The organism is Streptomyces sp. NPDC006385 (assembly GCF_040612485.1).
Taxonomy (GTDB): domain Bacteria; phylum Actinomycetota; class Actinomycetes; order Streptomycetales; family Streptomycetaceae; genus Streptomyces.
In genome coordinates, this window is the sequence record NZ_JBEXQG010000103.1 from 1 (window position 1) to 24,650 (window position 24,650).

20 protein-coding genes are annotated in these 24,650 nt (G+C 71.8%); 5 read left to right on the forward strand and 15 right to left on the reverse strand.

Features of this window, described 5'->3' with window-relative positions:
• On the reverse strand, nucleotides 1-1,574 hold a 1,574-nt coding region (locus tag ABZ078_RS40775; RefSeq protein WP_356583585.1), incomplete at its 3' end, for an MFS transporter.
• A gap of 120 nt (nucleotides 1,575-1,694) precedes the next feature.
• Nucleotides 1,695-2,480, reverse strand: coding sequence for a siderophore-interacting protein (locus ABZ078_RS40780; protein WP_356583586.1), 786 nt, complete (start codon nucleotides 2,478-2,480; stop codon nucleotides 1,695-1,697).
• Between the two features lie 171 nt (nucleotides 2,481-2,651).
• Here ABZ078_RS40780 and ABZ078_RS40785 point away from each other — a divergent pair, with 171 nt between their 5' ends.
• Nucleotides 2,652-3,413 (forward strand): TetR/AcrR family transcriptional regulator, encoded by a 762-nt coding sequence (locus ABZ078_RS40785; protein ID WP_356583587.1) that lies wholly within the window; start codon nucleotides 2,652-2,654, stop codon nucleotides 3,411-3,413.
• 3 nt (nucleotides 3,414-3,416) lie between these two features.
• Here ABZ078_RS40785 and ABZ078_RS40790 read toward each other — a convergent pair whose 3' ends face one another.
• The 3 genes from ABZ078_RS40790 to ABZ078_RS40800 form a co-directional block, all read right to left on the reverse strand.
• A complete protein-coding gene (locus tag ABZ078_RS40790; RefSeq protein ID WP_356583604.1) occupies nucleotides 3,417-4,415 on the reverse strand; it encodes an ABC transporter substrate-binding protein in 999 nt (332 codons plus the stop codon).
• Nucleotides 4,416-4,587: 172 nt separating this feature from the next.
• Nucleotides 4,588-5,277: a response regulator transcription factor gene (locus tag ABZ078_RS40795; RefSeq protein ID WP_356583588.1), complete on the reverse strand. Its 690-nt coding sequence runs from the start codon at nucleotides 5,275-5,277 to the stop codon at nucleotides 4,588-4,590.
• On the reverse strand, nucleotides 5,274-6,380 hold the full coding sequence (locus tag ABZ078_RS40800; protein WP_356583589.1) for a sensor histidine kinase: 1,107 nt from the start codon (nucleotides 6,378-6,380) through the stop codon (nucleotides 5,274-5,276). Before ABZ078_RS40800 ends, ABZ078_RS40795 begins: the two co-directional genes overlap by 4 nt.
• Nucleotides 6,381-6,546: 166 nt before the next feature.
• Here ABZ078_RS40800 and ABZ078_RS40805 point away from each other — a divergent pair, with 166 nt between their 5' ends.
• Together ABZ078_RS40805 and ABZ078_RS40810 are read left to right on the forward strand one after the other, a co-directional pair.
• Nucleotides 6,547-7,575 carry a carboxymuconolactone decarboxylase family protein gene (locus ABZ078_RS40805; RefSeq protein WP_356583590.1) on the forward strand — a complete coding sequence of 343 codons (1,029 nt, stop codon included), beginning with the start codon at nucleotides 6,547-6,549 and terminating at the stop codon, nucleotides 7,573-7,575.
• A 129-nt stretch (nucleotides 7,576-7,704) separates the two neighbouring features.
• Nucleotides 7,705-8,376 (forward strand): hypothetical protein, encoded by a 672-nt coding sequence (locus tag ABZ078_RS40810; RefSeq protein WP_356583591.1) that lies wholly within the window; start codon nucleotides 7,705-7,707, stop codon nucleotides 8,374-8,376.
• 19 nt (nucleotides 8,377-8,395) lie between these two features.
• Here the strand turns inward: ABZ078_RS40810 and ABZ078_RS40815 are convergent, their stop codons facing one another.
• The 9 genes from ABZ078_RS40815 to ABZ078_RS40855 form a co-directional block, all read right to left on the reverse strand.
• Entirely contained in the window at nucleotides 8,396-9,943 is a 1,548-nt protein-coding gene (locus ABZ078_RS40815; protein WP_356583592.1) for an NCS1 family nucleobase:cation symporter-1, read from the reverse strand.
• Nucleotides 9,944-10,109: 166 nt separating this feature from the next.
• Nucleotides 10,110-11,132 (reverse strand): TIGR03842 family LLM class F420-dependent oxidoreductase, encoded by a 1,023-nt coding sequence (locus ABZ078_RS40820; protein WP_356583593.1) that lies wholly within the window; start codon nucleotides 11,130-11,132, stop codon nucleotides 10,110-10,112.
• A gap of 11 nt (nucleotides 11,133-11,143) precedes the next feature.
• Nucleotides 11,144-12,547: a dihydropyrimidinase gene (gene hydA, locus ABZ078_RS40825; protein ID WP_356583594.1), complete on the reverse strand. Its 1,404-nt coding sequence runs from the start codon at nucleotides 12,545-12,547 to the stop codon at nucleotides 11,144-11,146.
• Nucleotides 12,548-12,627: 80 nt separating this feature from the next.
• Nucleotides 12,628-13,470: a nitrilase-related carbon-nitrogen hydrolase gene (locus tag ABZ078_RS40830; protein ID WP_356583595.1), complete on the reverse strand. Its 843-nt coding sequence runs from the start codon at nucleotides 13,468-13,470 to the stop codon at nucleotides 12,628-12,630.
• A 155-nt stretch (nucleotides 13,471-13,625) separates the two neighbouring features.
• Nucleotides 13,626-15,251, reverse strand: a complete 1,626-nt coding sequence (locus ABZ078_RS40835) for a PucR family transcriptional regulator (RefSeq protein ID WP_356583596.1) — start codon at nucleotides 15,249-15,251, stop codon at nucleotides 13,626-13,628.
• A 31-nt stretch (nucleotides 15,252-15,282) separates the two neighbouring features.
• A complete protein-coding gene (locus ABZ078_RS40840) occupies nucleotides 15,283-16,566 on the reverse strand; it encodes an aspartate aminotransferase family protein (RefSeq protein WP_356583597.1) in 1,284 nt (427 codons plus the stop codon).
• The gene (locus tag ABZ078_RS40845; RefSeq protein WP_356583598.1) at nucleotides 16,563-17,405 is read right to left on the reverse strand and encodes a nitrilase-related carbon-nitrogen hydrolase; all 843 of its coding nucleotides are present in this window, start codon (nucleotides 17,403-17,405) and stop codon (nucleotides 16,563-16,565) included. The genes ABZ078_RS40840 and ABZ078_RS40845 overlap by 4 nt, the downstream gene beginning before the upstream one ends.
• Before the next feature lie 179 nt (nucleotides 17,406-17,584).
• Nucleotides 17,585-19,456, reverse strand: a complete 1,872-nt coding sequence (locus ABZ078_RS40850) for a hypothetical protein (RefSeq protein ID WP_356583599.1) — start codon at nucleotides 19,454-19,456, stop codon at nucleotides 17,585-17,587.
• A gap of 132 nt (nucleotides 19,457-19,588) precedes the next feature.
• Entirely contained in the window at nucleotides 19,589-19,849 is a 261-nt protein-coding gene (locus ABZ078_RS40855) for a helix-turn-helix transcriptional regulator (RefSeq protein WP_356583600.1), read from the reverse strand.
• 32 nt (nucleotides 19,850-19,881) lie between these two features.
• On the opposite strand from ABZ078_RS40855, the gene map reads away from it, so the two are divergent.
• Both map and ABZ078_RS40865 read left to right on the forward strand, forming a co-directional pair.
• Entirely contained in the window at nucleotides 19,882-20,649 is a 768-nt protein-coding gene (gene map, locus ABZ078_RS40860; RefSeq protein ID WP_356583601.1) for a type I methionyl aminopeptidase, read from the forward strand.
• A gap of 259 nt (nucleotides 20,650-20,908) precedes the next feature.
• A complete protein-coding gene (locus ABZ078_RS40865) occupies nucleotides 20,909-23,461 on the forward strand; it encodes an ATP-dependent Clp protease ATP-binding subunit (protein WP_356583602.1) in 2,553 nt (850 codons plus the stop codon).
• An 18-nt stretch (nucleotides 23,462-23,479) separates the two neighbouring features.
• Here ABZ078_RS40865 and ABZ078_RS40870 read toward each other — a convergent pair.
• Nucleotides 23,480-24,650 (reverse strand): gamma-glutamyltransferase (locus tag ABZ078_RS40870; RefSeq protein WP_356583603.1); only part of this gene is annotated, 1,171 nt, incomplete at its 5' end.

Below are 24,650 nucleotides of genomic sequence, written 5' to 3' on the forward strand. Positions count from 1 at the left end.
CCACCGCACCCGCACGAGGAGCAGCGATGACCGAGGAGCAGCGATGACCACCACCGCGTCCCACCCCACCACCGAGGTAGAACTCGCCATCGGCGTGCGGGCGTCACCGCCGACCCGGCCACCTCGCCGTCGGCGACCGCGTCCCCGTCCCCCGGCGCCTCGGTCCTCGCCCGCCCGGGAAGGACGAACGCCGCCGGCGTCGCCGCGAGCAGCAGGGCGGCTCCGGCGAGCAGTGCCGCACCGTACCCGCCGGTGAGGGCCTCCAGCGGGGCCTTGCCGTCGGCGGCAAGTCCGTCGATCCGGCTGCTGGAGACGCTCACGGTGACGGCGAGGCCGAGCGAACCGCCCACCTGCTGGGAGCTGTTGAGCAGACCCGACGCCATGCCCGCGTCCGAGGTCGGCACGTTCGCGGTGGCGGCGTGGGTCAGCGGCACGAAGCAGGCACCGATGCCGAGGCTGGTGACCAGCGACGGGCCGAGGACGCTGGACAGGAAGTCGCCGTCGACGGCGATCCGGCTGAACCACAGCAGCCCCAGGGCACCGACCAGCGTGCCGCCGACGACCAGGGCGCGCGGGCTGACCCGGCCGATCACCCGGCTGGCGAGCATGGCGCTCGTGGTGAACCCGACGCAGAAGGGCAGGAACGCCAGCCCCGCCGCGGCGGGTTCGTAGTGCAGCACCTGCTGGAGGTACAGGGACACGAAGTAGAAGGCCGCGAACTGCCCCGCCGCCAGGAGCAGCATCGTCAGGTTGGCGCCGGTCAACGCGCGGTGGGCGAACAGCCCGAGCCGCACCAGGGGCTCCTCGGGCCGCCGGGCCTCGTAGGCCACGAAGGCGGCCAGCAGCAGGACCCCGGCGCCGAGGAAGCCGAGCGTGGCCCCCGAGGTGAGGGAGTCGCTGCCGATCCGGACCACGCCGTAGACGAGGGAGGCGAGTCCGGCGGTGGCCAGTGCGGCGCCGACCAGATCGAGGCGCGCGTCCCGGCGCGGTCCGCCGCCGGGGACGGTCCGGCCGCCCGCCGCGGCCAGGGCGACGATCGGCACGTTGATCAGCAGCACCCAGCGCCAGTCGAGGTACTCGGTGAGCAGTCCGCCGATCAGTACACCGGCGGCTCCGCCGGCCGCGCCGGCCGCGCTCCACAGGCCGAGCGCCCTGGCGCGCGGCGCCCCGGCGGGGAAGACGGTCGTGATGATGGTGAGGGCGACGGGCGCGAGCACCGCGGCGCCCAGCCCCTGCATGGCCCGGGCCGCGACCAGATGCCAGGGCTCCTGTGCCAGACCGCCGGCCAGGCTCGCCAGACCGAACAGCACGAGCCCGAGCCACAGGACCCGGCGTTGTCCGAAGAGGTCCGCCGCCCGGCCGCCCAGGAGCAGGAAGCCGCCGAAGACGAGGGTGTAGGCGTTGACCACCCACAGCAGCCCGGCCTCGCTGAAGGCGAGGTCCGACTGTACGGCGGGCAGGGCGACGTTCACCACGGACGCGTCCAGCGTCACCATGAACTGCGTCGCGACCACGACGGTCAGCACCCACCCCAGCCCGACGGGCGCGCCGTCCGGCTTCATTGTCTCTTGCACCAGCTCTCCTGATCCGCCCTTGCGGGCATGGTTCGTCATCGCGTGTCGGTGTTCCGCGTCGCGTGTCGGTGTTCCGAGCGGCTGTGGTGACGATGTGCGGGGCGGCGGCAAGGCCGCGGCTCAGTCGTCCTCGGCCCGCGGTTCGCCTTCCTCCTGGACCCACTGCTCGACGGTCCTGCCGAGGCGCCAGTAACCCGTGGCGTGCAGGTTCTCGCGGGGCAGCCGCCGTTCGTGGCGCAGCTGGCGGCGCAGCTCGCGGACCATGGCCGCCTCGCCCGCCACCCAGGCGTGCACCTCGCCGTCGGGCCATCCGAAGGCCCGTACCGCACGCTCCAGCGGGGTGGGCGTACGCCACGGGCCCGTGCCGCGGTGCAGCCACCGGATCTCGACGTCGGTGCCGGCCGGAACGTCGAGCGGCTGCTCCTCGCGGGCGTCGGCGACCTCGACGAACACGAGGGCGCGCGCGCCCTCGGGCAACCGCTCCACGAGCGTGGCGATGGCGGGCAGCGCGGTCTCGTCGCCGGCGAACAGATGGAGGTCGGCGGTCGCGGCGGGGACCATGCCTCCCGCGGGCCCGGCCAGGCCGAGCAGGGCGCCCGGCTCGGCCCGCACAGCCCAGTCGCAGGCGCGTCCGGTGCCGTGGACGACGAAGTCCAGGTCGAGTTCCAACCGGTCCGCATCGAAGCGGCGCACGGTGTAGTTCCGCGCGTGCGGCAGGGGAGCGCCCTCGGGGAAGTGCATGCCCGTGGCGTCGAACACCGGGAGCGCGGGCGCGACTTCGCCGTCCGGGGGAAAGAACAGCTTCACCCGCTCGTCCGCCACCGCGCCGGCCTCGAAGCCGCGCAACGCCTCCCCGCCGACCGTCAGCCGCAGCATGCGCGGTGTCACCGCGGTCTTGCGGATCAAAGGCGCGAGATACGTCCGTATCCGTGGTACCGCGCTCGGCCTGCGCCTGTCGTCTGCGACCCGTTCCATCGGCTTCTCTCTCTTCGCTCGGCCTCACCGGACCCTCGGAACGCGATATACTGTACATGTAAAAAAAGAAGCCCTCAAGCCTCCTCGACGGGTTCGGGGAGAATGCCCGCGCACGCGAAACGCAACGGAACACAGCAGGAGGCGAGAGCCCTGACCGAGAAACCGGCGAGCCGTCCGCGCAGGGGACGGCCACCCCGCCTGTCACGCGACCAGATCGTCGCGACGGCGTACGAGATCGTCCGTGACGAGGGGGCGGAGACGCTGACCATGCGCCGTCTGGCGCAGGCCCTCGGCAGCACCGCGATGGCCGTCTATCACCATGTGCGGGACAAGGACGAGTTGTTGATGCTCATCCTGGAACACGTCGCCAAGGACCTGCCGCGACCGCCGCTGCCGGAGGATCCCCGGCAGCGGCTGACGACCGTCTGCCATCTGATGTTCGACGCCTTCGGGGACAACCCCTGGGTGGTGCCGGTGCTGGCCCGGGGCAACGTGGTGGGCGTGTCCGCGCTGTGGATGACGGAGGAGATCCTCGGCGCGCTGGTCGACTGCGGCCTGACGCACGAGGAGGCGTTCTGGGCGCATCAGACGATCTGGTACTACACCGCGGGCCAGGTCCTGTGCATGACGCAGGAGCCCGGGGGCGAGGGCACGGCGGAGGACACCGGCAGGGCTCCGGCCCACCAGGTGGAGCCCCATGACGGCAAGGCGCCGCACTACCCCGAGGCAGCGGTCGCGAAGGCCGCCGGGGCCGACTTCCCCCATCTCGTGCGCCTCGCGGCGGACTCCCGCGACATAGAGGCCAGGTACAGCTACGGACGGGGGCTGCGTCACATCCTGGAAGGGGCCCTGCCGTCCGTGTGAGGGTCAGGTGACCTTGCGGGCCTTCTCCAGCGCGTCGGCGAGCCGTTCGACGAGCGGCGCGTATCCCGCGTAGCTGAACTGGGCCTCGTTGTTCCAGGGCACGACCTGTCCGGCCCGCACCGCGGGCAGCCGGTTCCATGTGCCCTTGGTCTTGGCGACCTCCTTCAGGGGCAGGTTGTTGGAACGCTGGTCGGCGAAGATCACGTCCGCCGGGTACAGGTCCGCGTTCTCCCAGCTGACGAGCTCCCAGAACCCGGGCGCAGCCGGCTTCTCGGGGTGTACGAACCCGACGCCGAGCTCGTCGAAGTACCGGGTGTCGGGGAACATCCCGGGGGCACCCACGTAGAGGTTCTCCGCCTGGGTGGCCACGGCGAGGACCTTCAGATCCTTCTTCGCCCCGGCCACCCGGCGCAGCCGCTCCGCGGCCGTCTCGAAGCGGCGCTCGGCCTCAGCCACCCGGGGCGCCTTCAGATCGGCGCCGAGCGCCTCGGCGAGCGCCGCGTACCGCTGGATCGGGTGGAGCAGGGAGACGCCGGAGGTGGTGATGGCGACGCTGGGAGCGAGGCTCTCGATCTTGTCGGCGCCCTCGTCGGGCACCTGCCAGAGGCGCTTGGGCTGGTTCATGTTGCTGACCAGCAGGTCGGGGCGCAAGGAGGCGAATTTCTCGATGTTGAAGGTCCCCGCCTGCACACCGACGCTGTCGAGCTTCTTCACATCCAGCGAACCGGCCTGGGGCGTGCGCCTTCCGTCGCTGTAGGTGGCGGGGCCGAAGACGGCCGTACAGTCGACGCCGTAGTCGTGCAGCGCCGCGGCGGAGCCCACGTAGGCGACGATGCGCTCCGGTCTTGCGTCCGCCTTCACGGCGCGGCCCCGGTCGTCCTTGAAGCTCCAGCCGTCGCCGTCCGACTCCGCACCGGTCCCGGAACCGCTGTCACTGCACGCCGGCACCGCGGCACTCACGCCGAGGGCGCCTCCCGCGGCCAGCAGACGCCGGCGGGACAGGGAACCACCGCGTGCCGGATCGTCCGGGGCACCGGTCCCGCGGACCTGTAACAGGCGCGAAAGAGTCACCAGAACCTCACTTTCGTCAGGGCAGCCCGGTCCGCCGAGCGGCGCACCGAGATAAAACTCTACACGTAAAGTAAAGTTAGCCTGACTTAAACTGGTGCGTCGATCACCCCGACCGCTGATCCGCTCCCCGCGCGGCCACCAGTCCCGACTCGTAGGCGAACACCACGAGTTGCGCCCTGTCCCGCGCCCCCAGCTTCGTCATCGCCCGGCTGATGTGGGTCTTCGCCGTGAACGGGCTGATGACCATGTGCTCGGCGATCTCCTCGTTGGTCAGACCGCGCGCCGCCAGGGCCGTCACCTCCCGCTCGCGGCGGGTCAGGCACTCCAGGCCGGGAGCCGTGGCCCGGTCCGGGGGTCTGGAGACGAACTCACCGATCAGCGTGCGGGTCACCGACGGGGAGAGCAGCGCCTCCCCGCGTGCCACGACCTGGATCGCCTGGAGCAGATCGGCCGGTTCGGTGTCCTTCAACAGAAAGCCGCTGGCACCGGCGCGCAGTGCCTCGAAGACGTACTCGTCGTGGCCGTAGTTCGTCAGGATCACCACGCGGACCGGTGACAGCGCGGGGTCCTCGGCGATCCTGCGCGTCGCCTCTATGCCCGTCATCACCGGCATCTGCACGTCGATCAGCGCGATGTCGGGGGCCTCGGCGCGGATCAGCTCCAGCCCCTGTTCCCCGTCCGCCGCCTCGCCGACCACCTCGACGCCGTCCTCGGCCTCCAGGAGCGCTCGGAAGCCCGCCCGCATCAGCGCCTGGTCGTCGACCAGCGCCACCCTGATCAGGTCGCCCGTCATCCCGTCTTCCCCAGCGGCAGCCGCGCCCGCACCGCGAACCCACCGCCCTCGCGCGGGCCGGCGTCCAGGGTGCCACCGAGGGCCGTGACGCGTTCGCGCATGCCGGTCAGGCCGATGCCGGGGGCGGGAGGGCCGGACGGGTCGGCCGTGCCTTCGTCCTCGACGTCGATCGCCAACTCACCATCTCCGTATCCCAGTTGAACGACCACCTTCGCCGGGCCCGCGTGCCGCGCCGCGTTCGTCAGGGCCTCCTGGACGATGCGGTACATCGCCCGGTCGACCGTCGCCGGCAGCGGCCGCTCCTCCCCCGTCACCGTCAGCTCCACCGCGAGTCCCGCCGCCCGCGCCCGCTCCACGAGCAGCGCCGGAGTGCCGGTCGGCTCGTCCGTGCGCAGCACCTCCAGCGTGGCGCGCAGCTCGCGCATCGCCTCGCCGCTCGCCTCCTGGATGGCGAGCAGCGCGGGCGGCACCTCCTCGCCGCGCTTGCGGGTCAGGTGCACGGCGACGCCCGCCTGGAGCTTGACGATGGAGATGCTGTGCGTGAGGGAGTCGTGCAACTCCCGGGCGATGCGCAGACGTTCCTCGCCCGCTCTGCGCAACGCCGCCTCCTCACGGGTGCGTTCGGCCTCCAGGGCCCGCTGTTCGGTCTGGCGCAGATACGCCTGCCAGTTGCTGTCGGCCAGGCCCGTCACCACCGCGCACAGGAACCAGCCGGCGAGGAGCAGCGCCTCCCACGCCACGGAGCCGCTCGCCGACCCCGCCGCCACGTATCCGCCGAGGAAGACGGCGGCGGCCGCGGCGGCCGTGGCCCGGTGTCCGGTCCGCCCCGCCGTGTGCACGGCGCCGACGACGGGGAGGGCCATGACGGTCGAGGTCCCCGCGTGGACGACTTCGGCGAGCAGACAGACCGTGGTGACCGCCAGCACCGCGCGCGGAGCCGTGCGGTGCCCGGCGAGGGCCAGCGAGCCCACCGCGATCAGGGCGAGGTCGACGGGCCCGTCACGGCCGTCCGCCAGGGCGACGAGCACGACGATCGCGCCGACCACGACCGCGACGGCCGCGTCGACGAGCCGCTCGCGTGTGGTGGTCCGACTCCCGTTCATGCCCGCACAGTAGACCGCCGCACCGACAGTGACGTCACCCCTGTGGACGGCTCCGCGACTACTCCCCACGCAGTAGTTCCCGGCACCGCCCCGCCCGGCCGTCGCAGCCCCGACTGCCTTCGGCGGTACGACGACCCGGCCCGCCCCGGCGGCGCACGCTACTGCCATGCCCACACCCTTCCGTCACACCGAGCCCCTCCCACCCAGGTCGGCCACCGGCACCGTCGCCGAGGTGTACGCCCAACTCGCCCTCGACTTCGGCATCGCCGAGCCCTCCACGTTCGTGGTCCTGTCCTCCGCTCCCGAACTCCTCGCCCCCACCTGGGCGTTGATGCGGGAGTCCCTCATCGCGGGGGCCGGCAGCAGGACCGGCAAGGAACTGGTGGCCCTCGGGGTGTCGCTCGCCAACAAGTGCCCGTTCTGCGTGGACGCGCACACCGTGCTGCTGCACGCCACCGGCGACCACGCGCTCGCGGAGCGGCTGGCGCGCGGGGAGGCTCCACGCGACGAGGAGCACGCGCGTGTGCTCGCCTGGGGGCGGCACACGCGCGTGCCCGGCGCCGCCCTGGCCCCGTACCCCTTCCCGCGCGCGCATGCCCCCGCCTACCTCGGCACCGCGCTCGCCTTCCACTTCATCAACCGGATCGCGTCGGCCCTGCTGACCGAGAACCTGCTGCCGGCGGGCGCCCAGCGGTTCCGGGCGGTACGCAGCCTCGCGGGCCGCACACTCGCCCGGACCGTACGCCGCCCCGCGCGGCCCGGCCTCGCCCTGTCGCTGCTCGACCACACCGACCCCGGCGAAGCCCCCGCGTGGGCGGGCGGCACGCCCGTCGGTCTCGCCTACGCGGCGCTGCTCAGGGCGGCCCTGGCGGGCGCGGGCCTCCTCGACAGCGACGACCAGGACCTCGTGGAGGACGTCATGCGGCACTGGGACGGGGCGCATCCGCCGCTCGACCTGGCCGGCCTCCCGGACCGGCGGGAGCGTCCCGGCGCGCGCCTGGCGCTGCTGGCCGCCCTCGCGCCGTACCGCATCACGGACGCGGACGTGGCGGCCTGGCGTCGGCCGGAGCACACCGACCACTGTCTGGTGCACCTCGTGGCATACGGGGCGTTCCTCGCCGTGGACCGCATCGAAAGCTCACTTTCCACCCAAAACATCCAGGAGAGCGTGCAACTCGCCCAGGACGGCACGTAATTGCGGCCATGGCGTAACGGCACCGGCACGGAGCGAGTTGGCCCTTCCGCCCCAGAGGGAGTCATGTGACACTGGCGTCCCGTCCGCAGTGCGGACTCCCTCCGCACCGTCCCCCACGAAAAGTGCGCCGTGCGTTCTCTTCCCTTGCCGCTCGCCCTCACCGCGCGTCTGTCGCCCGTCGTCGTGCTCGCCGCCGCGGGATGGGCGCTGTCGTCCGGACCGTACGCCGCGACGCCGGCCGCCGAGGACCGGACGACGCAGCAGGCCGACGACGACAAGTCGCCCTCGGCCCCCGCGACGGCGGTGGTGTCGAAGACGTACGGAACCGCTCCCGCGCCCTGCGACGGCCTGGGCAAGAAGACGATCGATTCGCTCGTGCCGAACGCCAAGACGGCCGGCAAGGAGATCCCGTCGACCGACTCGAAGCTGCGCCGCACCTGCTCGTGGAACGCGCTCAAGGGCTACGACTACCGCTGGCTGGACGTGTCCTTCGAGATAACGGCGTCGGACGACGCGGCGCGGACGTCCTTCAAGGAGCGCGTCGCGGCCAGGAGCGGCGGCGGGGAGGTCCCCGGCATCGGCGATTCCGGTTATTCCGTCGTCAACCTCACCACGGAGGACAAGCAGCAGACCCGTGAGGGCGTGGTGCTGGTCCGCGTCTCCAACGCGCTGGTCTCCGTCACGTACAGCGGAAGCGACTTCGAGTCGAAGAAGGCGCCCGGCACGGACGAGATCAACAAGGGCGCGATCAGGGCGGCCAAGGAGGCGGTGGCCGCCCTGAAGGACGGCCAGAAGGGCTGACCGTCCTGTCGGAGCCGGTTCAGGCGTCGACGCGTTCGCGGTGGCCGGCCATCAGCGCCACGTACAGCACGAGCGAGGCCGTGAGGCCCACCGCCCAGCCGTAGTCGGCCAGGGGCTTGAGGAACGGGATCAGCCCGTCGGCGGGGAACGGTCCGGTCCTCGAGCCGTCGGCGCCGACGCCCGAGTACGAGCCGCCGACCGCGAGGACGCCGCCGACGAGGAAGGCGAGGATCGCGCGCCAGTTCCAGCCGGACGCGTACCAGTAGCGCCCGCCGGGCGTGTAGAGATCGGCGAGGTGCAGGACCGTGCGGCGCACGATCCAGTAGTCGGCGATCAGGATGCCCGCGACCGTGCCGAGCAGGCCGCCGACCACGCCGAGCCAGGTGAAGATGTAGAACTCCGGCGTGGAGATCAGTTTCCACGGGAAGATCAGGATGCCGACGACACCGGTGATCAGCGCGCCCGTGCGGAAGTTGATGAGCTTCGGCGCCAGGTTCGCCAGGTCGTAGGCCGGGGAGACCACGTTCGCCGCGATGTTCACCGAGACGGTGGCGACGAGGACGACGATCAGCGCGAACAGCAGGCCGAAGACGCTGTCGGTCTTGGCGGCGAGGGTGACCGGGTCCCAGATCGCCTCTCCGTAGACGGCTTCGGAGCCGGAGGTGACCAGCACGGCGAGGATCGCGAAGAGGGTCATCGTCGTGGGCAGGCCCAGCGACTGGCCCCACGTCTGGGCCTTCTGGCTGGCGCCGAACCGCGTGAAGTCCGGGATGTTGAGCGAGAGAGTCGCCCAGAAGCCGATCATGCCCATCAGGGACGGGAAGAAGACCGGCCAGAAGTCGGCACCCCAGCCCAGCTTCGAGGGCTGGTCGAGCAGCGCGCCGAAGCCGTCCGCCTTCACGGCGATCCAGGCCAGCAGCACGAAGGCACCGACGATCACGAAGGGCGCGGCCCAGTTCTCGAAGTGCCGCAGGAAGTCCATCCCCCGGTAGATGATGGCGATCTGCAGCGCCCAGAAGAGGAGGAAGCACAGCCACAGCGGCCACGGGTTGCCCGCGATCTTCCCGGCGTTCTCCCACCCTCCGCCGGTGAGCTTGGAGCCGAGGGCGAAGATGCCGCTCCCGCCGATCCAGGTCTGGATGCCGAACCAGCCGCAGGCCACGGCCGCCCGGATCATCGCCGGGATGTTGGCGCCGCGCAGCCCGAAGGAGGCCCGTGCCAGCACCGGGAACGGGATGCCGTACTTGGGTCCGGCGTGCCCGGTGGCCAGCATCGGCAGCAGCACGATGACGTTGGCGAGGGCGATGGTGAAGACGGCCTGCTTCCAGTCCATGCCGAGCGCGACCAGGCCGGAGGCCAGGGTCCAGCTGGGGATGCAGTGGGCCATGGAGATCCACAGGGCCGCGAAGTTGTACGTCGTCCACCTGCGCTCGGCGACGGGGACGGGACGCAGGTCCTCGTTGGCGAAGGGGCTGTCGGCGGGGAACGCCTCGGGCGCGAGTTCGACGCGACCGTCGGCGCCGGCGAACTGCGATATCGGTGACCCCGTGGGGACTGTTTCGGTCATGAGCAGGCCAATCGACAGTGCGGGACGGGACGGACAGGCCGTGCGGGGGCCTTGGGCCCCTCCCCAGGGCGGAGGCGGGGAGGCCGGAGACCGCGGGGAGGGAGACAAGGTGTGGGGGGTCGGGTGGAGCGGTGGTGCCGGACACGTCCGAACTCGAAGACCTCGGTCAGGAGTTGACCGCGGGGATGACCTTCGAGCCGTACGCGTCGATGACGGCTTCCTGCGCGTCGTGCATGTCGTAGACGGCGAACTGGTCGACGCCCAGCTCACGCAGCGCGTTCAGCTTCTCGATGTGCTTCTCGACCGGTCCGATGACACAGAACCGGTCGACGATCTCGTCGGGCACGAACGCGGTGTCGGGGTTGTCGGCGCGTCCGTGGTGGGAGTAGTCGTATCCCTCGCGGGCCTTGATGTAGTCGGTGAGCGCGTCGGGGACGGCGGCGGAGTGCTCCCCGTACCTGGCGACCAGGTCGGCGACGTGGTTGCCGACCATCCCGCCGAACCAGCGGCACTGTTCCCGGGCGTGGGCGAGGGCCTCGGGCGAGTCGTCCTCGGTGACGTATGCGGGAGCGGCGACGCAGACCTTCACGTCCGCCGGGTCGCGTCCGGCGGCGACCGCGGCGTCCTTCACGGCCTTGACCATGTACTCCGTCAGATAGAGATCGGCGAGCTGGAGGATGAACCCGTCGGCCTCCTCGCCGGTCATCTTCAGCGCCTTGGGTCCGTACGCCGCCATCCACACGGGGAGTTCGGCGCCCGGCCTGATCCACGGGAACCTGACGACCGTGCCGCCGCCGAGGTCGGCCTCCTCGCCGCGGCCCAGCGCCCGGATGACCTTCATGGCGTCGCTGATGCGGGCGAGGGTGTTGGGCTTGCGGCCCGCGACGCGCATCGCGGAGTCGCCTCGGCCGATGCCGCAGACGGTGCGGTTGCCGAACATGTCGTTGAGGGTGGCGAAGGTGGAGGCGGTGACCTCCCAGGTGCGGGTGCCCGGGTTGGTCACCATCGTGCCGACCTTCAGTTTCTGCGTGTTCGCCAGGATCTGGCTGTAGATCACGAACGGCTCCTGCCACAGCACGGCGGAGTCGAAGGTCCAGCCGTAGCTGAAGCCGCCGCGCTCGGCGCGCTTCATCAGGCTGACCACCCGCGAGGCCGGCGGGTCGGTCTGCAGGACGAGTCCGAAGTCCATGGAGTCCGCTCCTAGTTGAGGTACTGACAGGTGGAGCGGGGGGTGTAGACGCCGTGCCCGGCGTGCCCGGTGTACTCCCGCTCGGTGATGACGGGTTCGCCGCGCGAGAGGACCGTCTCGACCCGGCCGGTGGTGCGCCTGCCCTCGTACGCCGAGTAGTCGACGTTCATGTGGTGGGTGACGGCGGACATGACCTGCTCGGCCTGCGGGTCGTAGATCACGACGTCCGCGTCGGCGCCCGGCGTGATCGTGCCCTTCTTCGGGTACATGCCGAACATCCGGGCCGGGGTCGCGCAGGCGATCTCGATCCAGCGGCGGCGCGAGATCCGGCCGTCGACGACGGCCTGGTGGAGCAGGTCCATCCGGTTCTCGACGCCGGGAAGACCATTGGGGATCTTCGAGAAGTCCCCTCGCCCCAGCTCCTTCTGGCCCACGAAGCAGAAGGGGCAGTGGTCGGTGGAGACCACCTGGAGGTCGTTGGTCCTGAGGCCCTTCCACAGCTGGGCCTGATGCTCCTTGGGCCGCAGGGGCGTGGAGCACACGTACTTGGCGCCCTCGAAATCGGGTTCGGCGAGGTTGTCGGTGGACAGGAACAGGTACTGCGGGCAGGTCTCGCCGAAGACGTTCAGCCCCTCGTCGCGTGCCTTGGCCAACTCGGCGACTGCCTCCATCGCCGAGACGTGCACGACGTACAGGGGCGCGCCCGCGACCTGGGCGAGCCTGATGGCGCGGTGGGTGGCCTCGGCCTCCAGCAGCGCCTTGCGCACCTCCCCGTGATAGCGCGGGTCGGTCTCGCCGCGCGCCAGCGCCTGCTCCACCAGCACGTCGATCGCGATGCCGTTCTCGGCGTGCATCATGATCAGCCCGCCGTTCTCGGCGGAGCGCTGCATGGCCCGCAGGATCTGGCCGTCGTCGGAGTAGAAGACACCCGGGTAGGCCATGAACTGCTTGAACGAGGTGACGCCCTCCTCGACCAGCAGGTCCATCTCCTTGAGCGTCTCCTGGTTCACATCGGAGACGATCATGTGGAAGCCGTAGTCGATCGAGCAGGTGCCCTCGGCCTTGGCGTGCCAGGCGTCCAGTCCCTCGCGCAGGCTGTGGCCCACGCTCTGCACGGCGAAGTCGACGATCGTCGTCGTACCGCCCCAGGCGGCGGCCCGGGTGCCGGTCTCGAAGGTGTCGGAGGCGAAGGTGCCGCCGAACGGCAGCTCCATGTGGGTGTGCACGTCGACCCCGCCGGGGATCACGTACTTCCCGGTGGCGTCGATGGTGCGGCCCGCCGTCCATGCCTCGGCGGCCGGGGTGCCGCTCGCGGCGAGGGCGGCGATACGGCCGTCCTCGATCAGGACGTCGGCGTGGATCTCGTCGGACGCGGTGATGACGAGACCACCGCGGATGACGGTACGGCTGCTCATGGTCTCTCCTGGTGTCGTACGAGTCGGTCGGTGCCGCCGGTCCGGCCCCCGTACTCCGGACCGGCGGCGGTCTGGGCCGGTTACGGAGCGGTGAGCGGGGAGTACGCGTCGGGGCGGCGGTCGCGGTAGAACTGCCAGCGGTCGCGGACCTCGCGCAGCCTGGCCATGTCCAGGTCGCGGACGACGAGTTCGGTCTCCTTGTCGCTCGCCACCTCGCCGACGAACTGCGCCTCCGGATCGACGAAGTAGCTCGTCCCGTAGAAGTCGTTGTCGCCCAGGTCCTCGACCCCGACCCGGTTGATCGCGCCCACGAAGTACTCGTTGGCGACGGCCGCGGCCGGCTGCTCCAACTGCCACAGGTAGCGGGAGAGCCCGCGGGAGGTGGCCGACGGGTTGAAGACGATCTCGGCGCCCGCGAGGCCCAGCGCCCGCCAGCCCTCCGGGAAGTGGCGGTCGTAGCAGATGTAGACGCCGATCCTGCCGACGGCGGTGTCGAAGACCGGCCAGCCGGCGTTGCCCGGGCGGAAGTAGAACTTCTCCCAGAATCCCGGCACTTGAGGGATGTGGTGCTTGCGGTACTTGCCGAGGTACGAGCCGTCCGCGTCGATCACCGCGGCCGTGTTGTAGAGGACGCCGGGCTGCTCCTCCTCGTACATCGGCAGGACCAGGACCAGGCCCAGTTCCTTCGCCAGCGCCTGGAAGCGCCGGACGATCGGGCCCTCGGGGATCTGCTCGGCGTACTCGTAGAACGCCTTGTCCTGGACCTGGCAGAAGTACGGTCCGTAGAACAGCTCCTGGAAGCACAGGACCTGAGCACCCTGCGCGGCCGCGTCGCGTGCCGCCTGCTCGTGGACCTTGATCATCGATTCCTTGTCGCCGGTCCACGCGGTCTGGAAGATCGCGGCGCGGATCACTCTGCTCATCGGGACCTCCGGTCGCTCGGTGTCCGAGGAGCGTAGAAAGCCGGCGAGCCCTCTTTGAGTTGCACCGTGTCACGTCTGCGGGCGTGCGGCGTGTCACGGTGTCACCTTGTCGTGGAACCATGTTTCACCGCCGTTTTCGCAGGTCACTGCATGTTTCAACCTTGTTGCGCGTCATGCGCGAGGAGTGCGATGTGCACCGAGGCGGCCTGCTCGAAGTCGTCGAGGTCCACACCGAGCCGCGCCTGTATCGCCTCCAGCCGGCGGTAGAGCGCGGGCCGGGAGACGTGGTGGAGCTGGGCGGTGCGGGACTTGTTGCGGCCGGTGGCGAGGTAGGTCCGCAGCACGACGAGCAGATCCTCGTCCGCCCCGCACAGCAGCCCGTTCAGCTCCCGTTCCGCGAAGGACTGCACATGCGGGTCGTCGCGCAGGAGGCGGACGAGGCCGCGCAGGTGGACATCCCTGAGGCGGACGACGGGCGGGAGGTCGAGAACGGCCGAGGAGTCGGCCACGGCGTCGGCGACGTGCTGGGCCTCGCGCAGACCGGCGGGCACGTCGTCCCAGACGGTGCGCGCGTCGGCGGCGGCCACGACGGCTGCGGCGGCGCCCGACTCGGAGCGCGCCCGGGCGGCGAAGTTCGCGGTGAGTACGCCGGCGTCCTGGTCCCGGGCCAGGCTCAGCAGCACGGCGGTGGCCCCGTCGGCGAGCTCGGCGACGATCCCGGGCAGCCCCAGCATCCGCAGCACGCGCTCCAGTCGGGCCGCCTCGCCGTCCCGCACGACCAGCGGCACGAAGGTGCGCCGGTTGACCGGCAGTCCGGCCGCCCGCGCGCGTGGCAGCAACTGCCGTGCCGGTACGACCCCGCTGACCAGGTCGGTCAGCAGGCTCTGCGCGGACTGCTCCTCCCAGGTGCGCGCGGAGTTGCCCCCGAGCATGCGGTGCAGGACGAGGGCCTCGGCGGCGCGGTCGGCGAGCAGCCGTCCGGTGGCGGTGTCGCCCCGGTACCCGCACAGCACGATCCGGCCCCACCGCTCCCCGCGCCCGCCCAGCTCGGCGCGGATCCAGCCGTCGCCCTCGGTGCCTCCCCCAGTGCCTGAACGGCCTGGGCGGTGCCCCCATGCCTGGCGGGCGATGCGCTCCCAGTCGCGCAGCACGTCGTCCACCGCCGACCGCTCCCCCGCCGTGGCGAGGACCCGGTGGGCGAGGTTGGTGACGACGACGGGGCAGGCGCTGTGCGAGGCGACCTCGTCGAGGAGGTGTTGCAGCGGGGCGCCCGCGGTGATGAGTCCGGTGAGCGCGGTGCGTACGGCCTCCGAGAGGCTGACGGCGGCGAACTTGCGCCGTACGAGCCGGGACTGCACCTCCTCGGTCAGCTCGGCGAACGGGAAGGGACGGTGCAGGACGACCATGGGCAGCCCGCACCGCTCGGCCGCCCGGCGCATCACGGCCGGCGGGGAGGGGAACGCCCGGCCGAGGCCCAGGACGACGGCCGCGGCCTCCGCCCGGTGCAGGGACCGGACGTACTCGGCCTGCTTGTCCTCGTCCCCGGCGAGCAGCACCCCGGTGGTGAGCACCATCTCGCCGCCGCTGAGCATCACGCCGACGTCGGGCGCCTCGGCGACGTGGACCCAGCGCACCGGCCGGTCGAGCTGACCGGCGCCGGCCACCACCTCGGGTTCCCCTGCCTGGACCCGCTCCAGGGTGAGGACCTGACGGACCGACAGGGCGGGCTCCAGGGGTTCCGCGGGCTCAAAGGGCTCCAAGGGCTCCCGGGTGGTGGTCATGGCAGTGCTTCCCTTGCTCGGGTGGGTCCTGCTAGATGCTCCTCAGAGCGCTCTCGAGGATCGCGGCGCCTTCCTCGGCCTCCGCGACGGTGAGGGACAGGGGTGGGGCGACACGCAGGGAAGAGGTGTTGTGCCCGCCGCCCTTGCCGATGAGCAGGCCGCCCTCGCGGGCCGCCTCCAGCACGGCGGACGCGGCGGCCAGGTCGGCCTCGTCGGTGCCGGGCCGGGTGATCTCGATGCCGAGCATCAGGCCCCGGCCGCGGACCTCCCGTACGTGCGGCACCTGCGCCGCGACGGCGCGCAGCCGCTCCAGGAGCAGTCCGCCGACCCGGCGGGCGTTGCCCTGGAGGTCGTGTTCCAGCAGGTAGGTGAGGTTGGCGAGGCCGGCCGCCATGGTGATCTGGGTGCCGCCGAACGTCGAGATGCTGTGGGCGTCCAGGCAGTTCATGATCTCGGCGCGGGCGACGACCCCGCCGATGGACATGCCGTTGCCGATGCCCTTGGCGAAGGTCATGAGGTCCGGCGGTCCGGACTGCCCGTGCGCCTGCCAGCCCCAGAAGTGCTCGCCGGTGCGGCCCCAGCCGGTCTGCACCTCGTCGGCGATCCACAGGATGCCGCGCTCGGCGAGCACCTCGCGGAAGGCGGCGTAGAGGCCGTCCGGCCCGGAGGTGAAGCCGCCGACACCCTGGATGGGCTCGGCGATCAGGGCGGCGGGCGGGCGGGTGTGGCCGAGGAGGTCCTTCAGGTCCTCGACGCAGGCCGCGATGAAGTCGGCGTCGCTCAGCGCGGCGTACGGGCCGCGTGTGCGCACGCCACCGTGGACGTAGAGCGTCTGCAGCGGGGACAGCGCGGTCGGGGACCAGCCGCGGTTGCCGGTGACGCCGACCGCGCTGAAGGAGCGGCCGTGGTAGCTGTTGCGCATCGCGAGGACCGTGTTGCTCTGCCGGTAGGTCGTCGCGAGCAGCAGGGCGGTGTCGTTGGCCTCGGTGCCGGAGGTGGTGAAGAAGACGCGGGCGTTCGGGATGCCGCTCAACTGGGCGATGCGCTCGGCGAGTTCGACCATCGGCCGATTGAGGTACAGGGTGGAGGAGTGGATGATCCGCCCGGCCTGTTCGCTCACCGCCTTGGTCACCTCGGGCAGCGCGTGCGCGGTCATCGTGGTGAGGATGCCGCCGAAGAAGTCGAGATACCGGTTGCCCTCGGCGTCCCAGACGTGGCGGCCCTCGCCGTGGGTGATCTCCAGCGGGTCCTCGTAGTAGAGGGCGAGCCAGTCCGGCATGACGCCGCGGTGGCGTCCCAGCAGGTCCCTGGTCATGGCTGCACCAGTCCTTCGTAGGCGTCGGGTCGGCGGTCACGGTAGAAGGCCCACTGCTGCCGCACTTCCTCGATGAGGTCGAAGTCGAGGTCGCGGACGACGAGTTCCTCGGTCTTGTCGCTGGCAACGTCGCCGACGAACTGGCCGCGCGGGTCGACGAAGTACGACGTCCCGTAGAAGTCGTTGTCGCCGTACTCCTCGACGCCGACGCGGTTGATCGCGGCGACGAAGTACTCGTTGGCGACGGCGGCGGCCGGCTGCTCCAGGCGCCAGAGGTAGGAGGAGAGGCCGCGATGGGTGGCGGAGGGGTTGTAGACGAGCTGGGCGCCGTTCAGGCCGAGTTGCCGCCAGCCCTCCGGGAAGTGGCGGTCGTAGCAGATGTAGACGCCCACCTTCCCCACCGCGGTGTCGAAGACGGGCCAGCCGATGTTGCCGGGTTTGAAGTAGTACTTCTCCCAGAAGCCCTTGACCTGCGGGATGTGGTGCTTGCGGTACTTGCCGAGGAAGGTGCCGTCGGCGTCGACCACGGCCGCGGTGTTGTAGTAGAAGCCCGACTGCTCGACCTCGAAGACCGGTACGACGACGACCATGCCGGTCTCGCGGGCGAGCTCCCGCATACGGCGCACGGTCGGCCCGTCGGGGACCGGCTCGGCCCAGCGGTAGTGCTCCGGCTCCTGGACCTGACAGAAGTAGGGGGCGTTGAAGACTTCCTGGAAGCCGATGATCTTGGCGCCCTGCCGAGCCGCCTCGCGGGCGTGCTCCTCGTGTTTCGCCACCATGGACTCGGTGTCGCCGGTCCAGGTGGCCTGGACCAGAGCGGCACGGACGACGTTGGCCATGAGCTGCTCCTTCGACGGGACGTCAGAGCCTCTACGCCCGTAGAGAGGGCTGTAGAGGCTCGAAAGTAAGCCCCGGAAACAGCCTTGCCAAGACCATCGTCGTCAACCCGCTGAGTCGATCACGTTTCACACTCCAGTGGGTGACGGATGGGGCCGCTGGGACCGGTGCGGTGGGGTTTTCAGGCCGTGAACCCCGCGACCCGCAGGGCGTGCACGAGATCCCAGTGGCGCTCGTCGGAGACGCCCCGGGCGGCCTCCAGCAGGAGCGGTACGAGCGTCTTCGGGTCGGGCGCGACGCTGCGGGCGGCCTCCTCCGGGGTGCGGACGCTGACGTACGCGTCGAGCAGCGCACTGACCGCGCGACGCCGCCCCTCCCCGGCCAGCCGCACCACGGCCTGCCCGATCTCGTGCGCGGGCCGCGCCACGCCCTGCCGGAGGATCCGCTCCCCGTCCTCGGTGCGCCCCGCCGCGGTCAGCGCGTCGGCGGCGGAGACGAGCCGCTCCGCCGGCAGCGAGGCGGCTTCCCACAGCAGGGTCGCCCAGTCGGCGCCGAGCCCGGCGCGCTCCATCTCGATGGCGAGGGCCGGGAAGCGGGCAGCGGGCCAGTAAGCGGCCTCCACGAGCAGCACGTGCGCCTCACCGCTACGCCCCTCGCCACGCAGCCGCACCAGCGTCTCCACGGTCCGGGAGACCTCCCTCCGGTCCGCCGCGTCCATCGGCTCGGCCCGCGGCGCCGTCGCCGTGGGCACGGGGGTCTCCTCGTCGGCCCCCGCGAACCGGGCTCCGCGCGGGGTACGGCGGGCGGTGACCGGCGGGGCGGGGAGGGCGGGTGCGGCGGTGGGCGGTACGACGACGGGGGTGGCCTCCTCCTCGACGATCCCGGCGAAGCGGGCGCTGCCTCGGCGGCGCTTGCGTTGTCTGGGGGTGGAGGCGGGGCCGGGGTCCGGCTCGGCCGCCGGCGCCGGGGTGGGGTCGCCGACGGTCGGGTGGGCGGGGGTGCGGTGGGCGTCGGGGTGGTCCATGCCGGCGCCGCCCGGGCCCTGCGCGTCCGGCCGCTCGGACGGGCCGGTTCCGGAGCGCCAGGCGGCCGGGGCGACGGCTCGACGCGCCTCGCGCCGGTCGGCGCCCGCCCCGGCGGGAGCTGCCGTCCGCCGACCCGCCTCCTCGTAGGTGCCCTTCCGGTGCTCCTCGGGCCATCCGACCGCCTCGGCCGCCGACGAACCGTCCGCCCCGGAACCGGCCCCCCGGAGCCCGTCACGTTCCGACCGCCCGCCGCCGAACCGCCCCGGCGAACCCTCCGTCAGGGAACCGTCTCCCCGGAACAAGTCCCGCCCCGACCGACCGCCACCGAACCGTTCGTCCTCGAACCCGTCGCCGCCCGACCGCTCGTCCTCGGCCCCCTCGCCGCCGAACCGGTCGTCACCGAAGCCCTCGCCCCTGAACCGGTCGCCCCCGATCCCCTCGTCGACGCGAAAGACGGCACCCTCCCCCACGCGCTCCCGCTCCCGCTCCCGGCGTATCGCCTGCCCCCGTCCACTCGCCGCCCGTCGGTCCAGGTCGGCCATGCGGTCCCGGAGTTCGGCGCAGCGGGCGGTCGCCCGTTCGTGGTCGTCGCGGGCCCAGGCGAGGTCGACACGGAAGGCGTCGGCCTCCTCCTGACTGGTGGCGGCGGCGAGCAAACGGCCCAGTTCCGCCTGCCGCTCGACGGCGTACCGCTGCTCACGCAGCATGACGTCGAGCCGGTCCCCGAGGGCGTCACGGGCGCCGGGACGGGCGTCGTACGCGGCGAGGGCGGCGGCGTGCAGGGCGCGGGCGCGCTCCGTCTCGGGGCCGGCGCCGCCGGGGCCGTACTGGGCGGCGAGGTCGTGGAGGAGCGCCTCCACCACGTCCCAGGGCGGCACTTCACGCCCGTCGAGACATGCCTGCATGCCGTCCGGGTCGCGCTGCCAGAACACGCCGCACCAGCCGGCGCCCTGGTCGAGGCGCGCCAGAAGACCATCCAGGTAGTTCACGAACTCCCGCATCCGAGCCGGGAGTTGTTCCACTGACATCGCACGACTCCCGCCAGACCGGAGCACTCCGGTCCGCTAGGCAACACCAGCCGTGTTACGAACGCGCTACGGGAAGTTTTCCGGCTGAACGCAGAGTACGGCGGACCTGCCGGAAGGTGACGTACGACCCCGTCAGGCGGCGGCCTCGACGACCGGCGCGCACCGCCCGGCCAGTTCGTCCATCGACAGACCGAGGGCCTGCGCCAGGGCGGCCACCGTGAAGAAGGCCGGGGTCGGCGCCCGGCCGGTCTCGATCTTGCGCAGCGTCTCGGCGGAGATGCCGGCGCTCGCCGCGACCTCCGTCATGCTGCGGCCGCCACGGGCCTCGCGGAGCAGCCGGCCGAGCCGCTCGCCGCGTTCACGTTCTTCGGGGGTGAGAGGAGTGCGCACCATGCCGTCATTCTAATACCGGTATAGTAATTGGCATGGTTGAGTTGAAGACGGACACGTCGATCGATGCGATGTACGCGGCCGGACAGGTCGTCGGCCAGGCCCTGACGGCGGTGAAAAGGGCCGCTGACGTGGGAGTTTCCCTGGTGGAGCTGGACGAGGTGGCGCGCGAGGTGCTGCGCGGCGCGGGGGCGTCCTCCCCCTTCCTCGGTTACCGCCCCTCCTTCGCGCCCGTCCCCTTCCCCGCCGTCATCTGCGCCTCGGTGAACGACGCGATCGTGCACGGCATCCCGACCGGCTACCGCCTGCGCGACGGCGACCTGGTCTCCATCGACTGCGGCGCCGAACTGGACGGCTGGGCGGGCGACTCGGCGATCAGCTTCACCGTCGGCACGCCGCGCCCGGCCGACGTACGCCTGATCGAGACCGCGGAGCGGGCGCTGGCGGCGGGCATCGAGGCGGCCGTGGTGGGCAACCGCATCGGCGACATCGCCCACGCGATCGGGTCGGTGTGCCGGGCGGCCGGGTACGGCATCCCGGACGGGTTCGGCGGGCATGGCATCGGCCGCAAGATGCACGAGGATCCGTCGGTGCCGAACGAGGGCCGTCCGGGCCGGGGCATGCCGCTGCGGCACGGCATGGTCCTCGCCATCGAGCCGATGCTCATCGCAAGCGGCAAGGACGACTACCACGCGGCGCCGGACGGCTGGACCCTGCGCACCAACGACGGCTCCCGCGCAGCCCACACGGAGCACACCGTGGCCATCACGGACACAGGACCACGCATCCTGACCGCACGCTGAACGGACGCGGAACCCGCTTCGTGGACCGGCTGTCCCCAGGCGCGCGGGAGGTTCGAGGAGCCGGCCCTGGTCGACGACCGCCGACGGGCCGGGGCATCTCCCCCGTGGGGTTCCCTGGAGGTGCCCCCCGGCACCGTTCGTGCGAAGGTGTTCTACGAACGCGGCCAGGTGTAACCGGCTTCCGCCCGGGTTACCCGACTCCGGCACGTCGATCAGCGAGGGCGACCCTGCCCGCGCAGGGACGCCGGATGGGAACGCCATGACCAGCGGCTTCAGTGGTCCGGAGGACTACGACCCCTTCGGAGAATTCCTCGCCCGTTTCTTCGGCGGACCGCGCCCCGGTCCCCGGCAGATCGACATCGGCCGCCTGCTCAGTCAGCCGGCCCGGGAGCTGGTGAGGGGCGCCGCCCAGTACGCCGCCGAGCACGGCAGCCGCGACCTGGACACCCAGCACCTGCTGCGCGCCGCGCTCTCCGCCGAGCCGACGCGGACCCTGCTCAGCCGGGCCGGCGCGGACCCGGACTCCCTGGCGACGGAGATCGACGAGCGGTCGGGCCCGGTCCAGCACCCGCCGGGCGAGGCCCCGCCGCCGACGTCGCTGTCCCTGACGCCGGCCGCCAAGCGCGCCCTGCTGGACGCGCACGACCTGGCCCGGGCGCGGGGCGCCGGCTACATCGGCCCCGAGCATGTGCTCAGCGCCCTCGCCGCGAACCCCGACTCCGCGGCGGGGCACATCCTCAACGCGGCCCGCTTCGCCCCCTCCGGCATGCCGTCCGAGGCCGCCGACAGCACCCAGCCCCGGCCCGGCGGCGACCAGCGGCCCCGCGTCGACACCGGCACGCCCACCCTCGACAAGTACGGCCGCGATCTCACCGACCTCGCCCGCCGGGGCGGTATCGACCCGGTGATCGGCCGGGACGAGGAGATCGAGCAGACCGTCGAGGTGCTCTCCCGGCGCGGCAAGAACAACCCCGTCCTCATCGGTGACGCGGGCGTCGGCAAGACGGCGATCGTGGAGGGCCTGGCCCAGCGGATCGCCGACGCCGACGTGCCCGACGTCCTCAGCGGCCGCCGAGTGGTCGCGCTGGACCTGACGGGCGTGGTGGCGGGCACCCGCTACCGGGGCGACTTCGAGGAGCGGCTCAACAACATCGTGGGCGAGATCCGCTCGCACTCCGACCAACTGATCGTCTTCATCGACGAGTTGCACACCGTCGTGGGCGCCGGAGGCGGCGGCGAGGGCGGTTCCATGGACGCCGGGAACATCCTCAAGCCGGCGCTGGCCCGCGGCGAGCTGCACATCGTGGGCGCGACCACCCTGGAGGAGTACCGCAGGATCGAGAAGGACGCCGCGCTCTCCCGCCGCTTCCAGCCGATCCTGGTCCCCGAGCCGACCCCCGCGGACGCGATCGAGATCCTGCGCGGCCTGCGCGACCGCTACGAGGCCCACCACCAGGTCCGCTACACCGACGAGGCGCTCGTCGCCGCCGTCGAACTGTCGGACCGCTATCTCACCGACCGCCGCCTGCCGGACAAGGCGATCGACCTGATCGACCAGGCGGGCGCCCGGGTACGGCTGCGGGCGCGGACCAAGGGCACGGACGTACGGGCCATGGAGCGCGAGGTCGAGCAGCTGTACCGGGACAAGGACCAGGCGGTCGCCGACGAGAGCTACGAGCAGGCCACCCAACTGCGCGACCGCATCGTGGAGTTGAAGCAGCGCATCGCGGAGGCGGGCGGCGACGGGGAGGTCGACGAGGGCCAGCATCTGGAGGTCACCGCCGAGGCGATCGCGGAGGTCGTGTCCCGGCAGACCGGCATCCCGGTGAGCAGCCTCACCGAGGAGGAGAAGGACCGGCTGCTCGGTCTGGAGGAGCATCTGCGCCAGCGCGTCATCGGCCAGGACGAGGCGGTACGCGTGGTCTCCGACGCGGTGCTGCGCTCCCGGGCCGGACTGGCGAGCCCCGACCGGCCGATCGGCAGCTTCCTCTTCCTCGGCCCGACCGGCGTCGGCAAGACCGAGCTGGCGCGGGCGCTCGCCGAGGCCCTGTTCGGCAGCGAGGAGCGCATGGTCCGGGTGGACATGAGCGAGTACCAGGAACGGCACACCGTGAGCCGTCTGATCGGCGCCCCGCCCGGCTACGTCGGGCACGAGGAGGCCGGTCAGCTCACCGAGGTGGTGCGCCGGCACCCGTACTCACTGCTCCTGCTCGACGAGGTCGAGAAGGCGCACCCGGACGTCTTCAACATCCTGCTCCAGGTCCTGGACGACGGTCGGCTGACCGACTCCCAGGGCCGGACCGTCGACTTCACCAACACGGTCATCGTCATGACCAGCAACCTCGGCTCCGAGGCGATCAGCCGGGGCGGCTCCGGGATCGGCTTCGGCGCGGGGGACGCGGAGGCCGACGAGGAGGCGCGGCGCGAGCGGATCCTGCGGCCGTTGCGCGAGCACTTCCGGCCCGAGTTCCTCAACCGCATCGACGAGATCGTCGTCTTCCGCCAGCTCACCCACGAGCAGTTGGAGCGGATCACCAACCTGCTGCTGGACCAGACCCGCGGCCTGCTCCGCGCCCAGGGGGTGTCGGTCGACTTCACCGACACGGCCGTCGAGTGGCTCTCCGAGCGCGGCTACCAGCCCGAGTACGGCGCCCGTCCGCTGCGTCGCACCATCCAGAAGGAGGTCGACAACCAGCTCTCCCGGCTGCTCCTGGACGGCCGGATCGGCGAGGGCGGCCGGGTGACGGTGGACGTGGAGGACGGGCGGCTCGCCTTCCGTACGGAGGAGCTGCCGCCCGCCCCCGAGCTGTGAACCGGGCGGGATGAGGCGCTACGGCGCCGGGCGCACCACCATCGCCGAGCCGCCGCCCCGCCGTACCGTCTCGGCTGCGGCCAGCCACTTCCCGTTCGGCAGCCGCTGCACACCGGTCGCCGCCCCGATCTCGGGGTTCTGCCGGAAGCCGTGTCCGATGGCCTGCAGCTCGGTCCTCAACGGGCCGTTCCACAGGCCCGGTTCGAGTTCGGTGGTGGTCTGGTTGCGCTGGCTGGCGCGCGGCGCGGCGATCGCGTCGACCAGCGGCAGGCCCCGGTCGACGAATCCGGTCAGCGTCTGCAGCACGGTGGTGATGATGGTCGCGCCGCCGGGCGAACCGAGCGCCACGACGGGCTTGTGGTGCTTGTCGAGCACGATCGTCGGCGCCATGGAGGAGCGCGGGCGCTTCCCCGGGCCCGGCAGGTTCGGGTCGTGGACGGCCGGGTTCGCCGGGGTGAAGGAGAAGTCCGTCAGCTCGTTGTTGAGGATGAAGCCGCGGCCCGGGACCGTGATGCCGCTGCCGCCGGTCTGCTCGATGGTGAGGGTGTAGGAGACGACGTTGCCCCACTGGTCGGCCACCGTGAGATGGGTCGTGCTGTCGCCCTCGTAGGTGGTCGGGGCCGCTGTGCCGCTCGCGTCGCACGCCGCCGGGTCGCGCGGGTCGCCCGGCGCGACCGGGCTCGTCAGCACCGCGTCGTCCTTGATCAGGCACGCGCGGGAGTCGGCGTAGCGCTGTGACAGCAGTTCCTTCGTCGGTACGTCCTCGAAGGCCGGGTCACCGACCCAGCGCCCGCGGTCGGCGAAGGCGATGCGGCTGGCCTCGATGGAGCGGTGCAGGTACTGGGCGTCGCTCGCCTTCGACAGGTCCGTGTTCTCCAGGATGTTGAGCGCCTCGCCGACCGTCGTGCCGCCGGAGGAGGAGGGCGCCATGGAGTAGACGCCGAGACCGCGGTAGGAGGTCTTGGTGGGCGCCTGGGACTTGACGCGGTAGGCGGCGAGGTCCTTGGCGGACAGGTCTCCGGGGCGGGCGTTCCAGCCGGAACCCGGGTCGACCGGCGGCTTGTTGACGGTGTCGACGATGTCCTCGGCGATGTCGCCCCGGTAGAGCGCGCCGACGCCGTTCCTCGCCAACTCCGCGTAGGTGCGGGCGAGATCGGGGTTCTTGAAGGTGGAGCCGACGACCGGGAGC

Excerpts from the sequence above, each read along its gene's own strand:
- ABZ078_RS40785 (WP_356583587.1), top strand. The coding sequence starts at position 2,652 with ATGCCCGCGCACGCGAAACGCAACGGAACACAGCAGGAGGCGAGAGCC.
- ABZ078_RS40795 (WP_356583588.1), bottom strand. The coding sequence starts at position 5,277 with ATGACGGGCGACCTGATCAGGGTGGCGCTGGTCGACGACCAGGCGCTG.
- ABZ078_RS40800 (WP_356583589.1), bottom strand. The coding sequence starts at position 6,380 with ATGAACGGGAGTCGGACCACCACACGCGAGCGGCTCGTCGACGCGGCC.
- ABZ078_RS40805 (WP_356583590.1), top strand. The coding sequence starts at position 6,547 with ATGCCCACACCCTTCCGTCACACCGAGCCCCTCCCACCCAGGTCGGCC.
- ABZ078_RS40815 (WP_356583592.1), bottom strand. The coding sequence starts at position 9,943 with ATGACCGAAACAGTCCCCACGGGGTCACCGATATCGCAGTTCGCCGGC.
- ABZ078_RS40820 (WP_356583593.1), bottom strand. The coding sequence starts at position 11,132 with ATGGACTTCGGACTCGTCCTGCAGACCGACCCGCCGGCCTCGCGGGTG.
- hydA (WP_356583594.1), bottom strand. The coding sequence starts at position 12,547 with ATGAGCAGCCGTACCGTCATCCGCGGTGGTCTCGTCATCACCGCGTCC.
- ABZ078_RS40830 (WP_356583595.1), bottom strand. The coding sequence starts at position 13,470 with ATGAGCAGAGTGATCCGCGCCGCGATCTTCCAGACCGCGTGGACCGGC.
- ABZ078_RS40835 (WP_356583596.1), bottom strand. The coding sequence starts at position 15,251 with ATGACCACCACCCGGGAGCCCTTGGAGCCCTTTGAGCCCGCGGAACCC.
- ABZ078_RS40840 (WP_356583597.1), bottom strand. The coding sequence starts at position 16,566 with ATGACCAGGGACCTGCTGGGACGCCACCGCGGCGTCATGCCGGACTGG.
- ABZ078_RS40845 (WP_356583598.1), bottom strand. The coding sequence starts at position 17,405 with ATGGCCAACGTCGTCCGTGCCGCTCTGGTCCAGGCCACCTGGACCGGC.
- ABZ078_RS40850 (WP_356583599.1), bottom strand. The coding sequence starts at position 19,456 with ATGTCAGTGGAACAACTCCCGGCTCGGATGCGGGAGTTCGTGAACTAC.
- ABZ078_RS40855 (WP_356583600.1), bottom strand. The coding sequence starts at position 19,849 with ATGGTGCGCACTCCTCTCACCCCCGAAGAACGTGAACGCGGCGAGCGG.
- map (WP_356583601.1), top strand. The coding sequence starts at position 19,882 with ATGGTTGAGTTGAAGACGGACACGTCGATCGATGCGATGTACGCGGCC.
- ABZ078_RS40865 (WP_356583602.1), top strand. The coding sequence starts at position 20,909 with ATGACCAGCGGCTTCAGTGGTCCGGAGGACTACGACCCCTTCGGAGAA.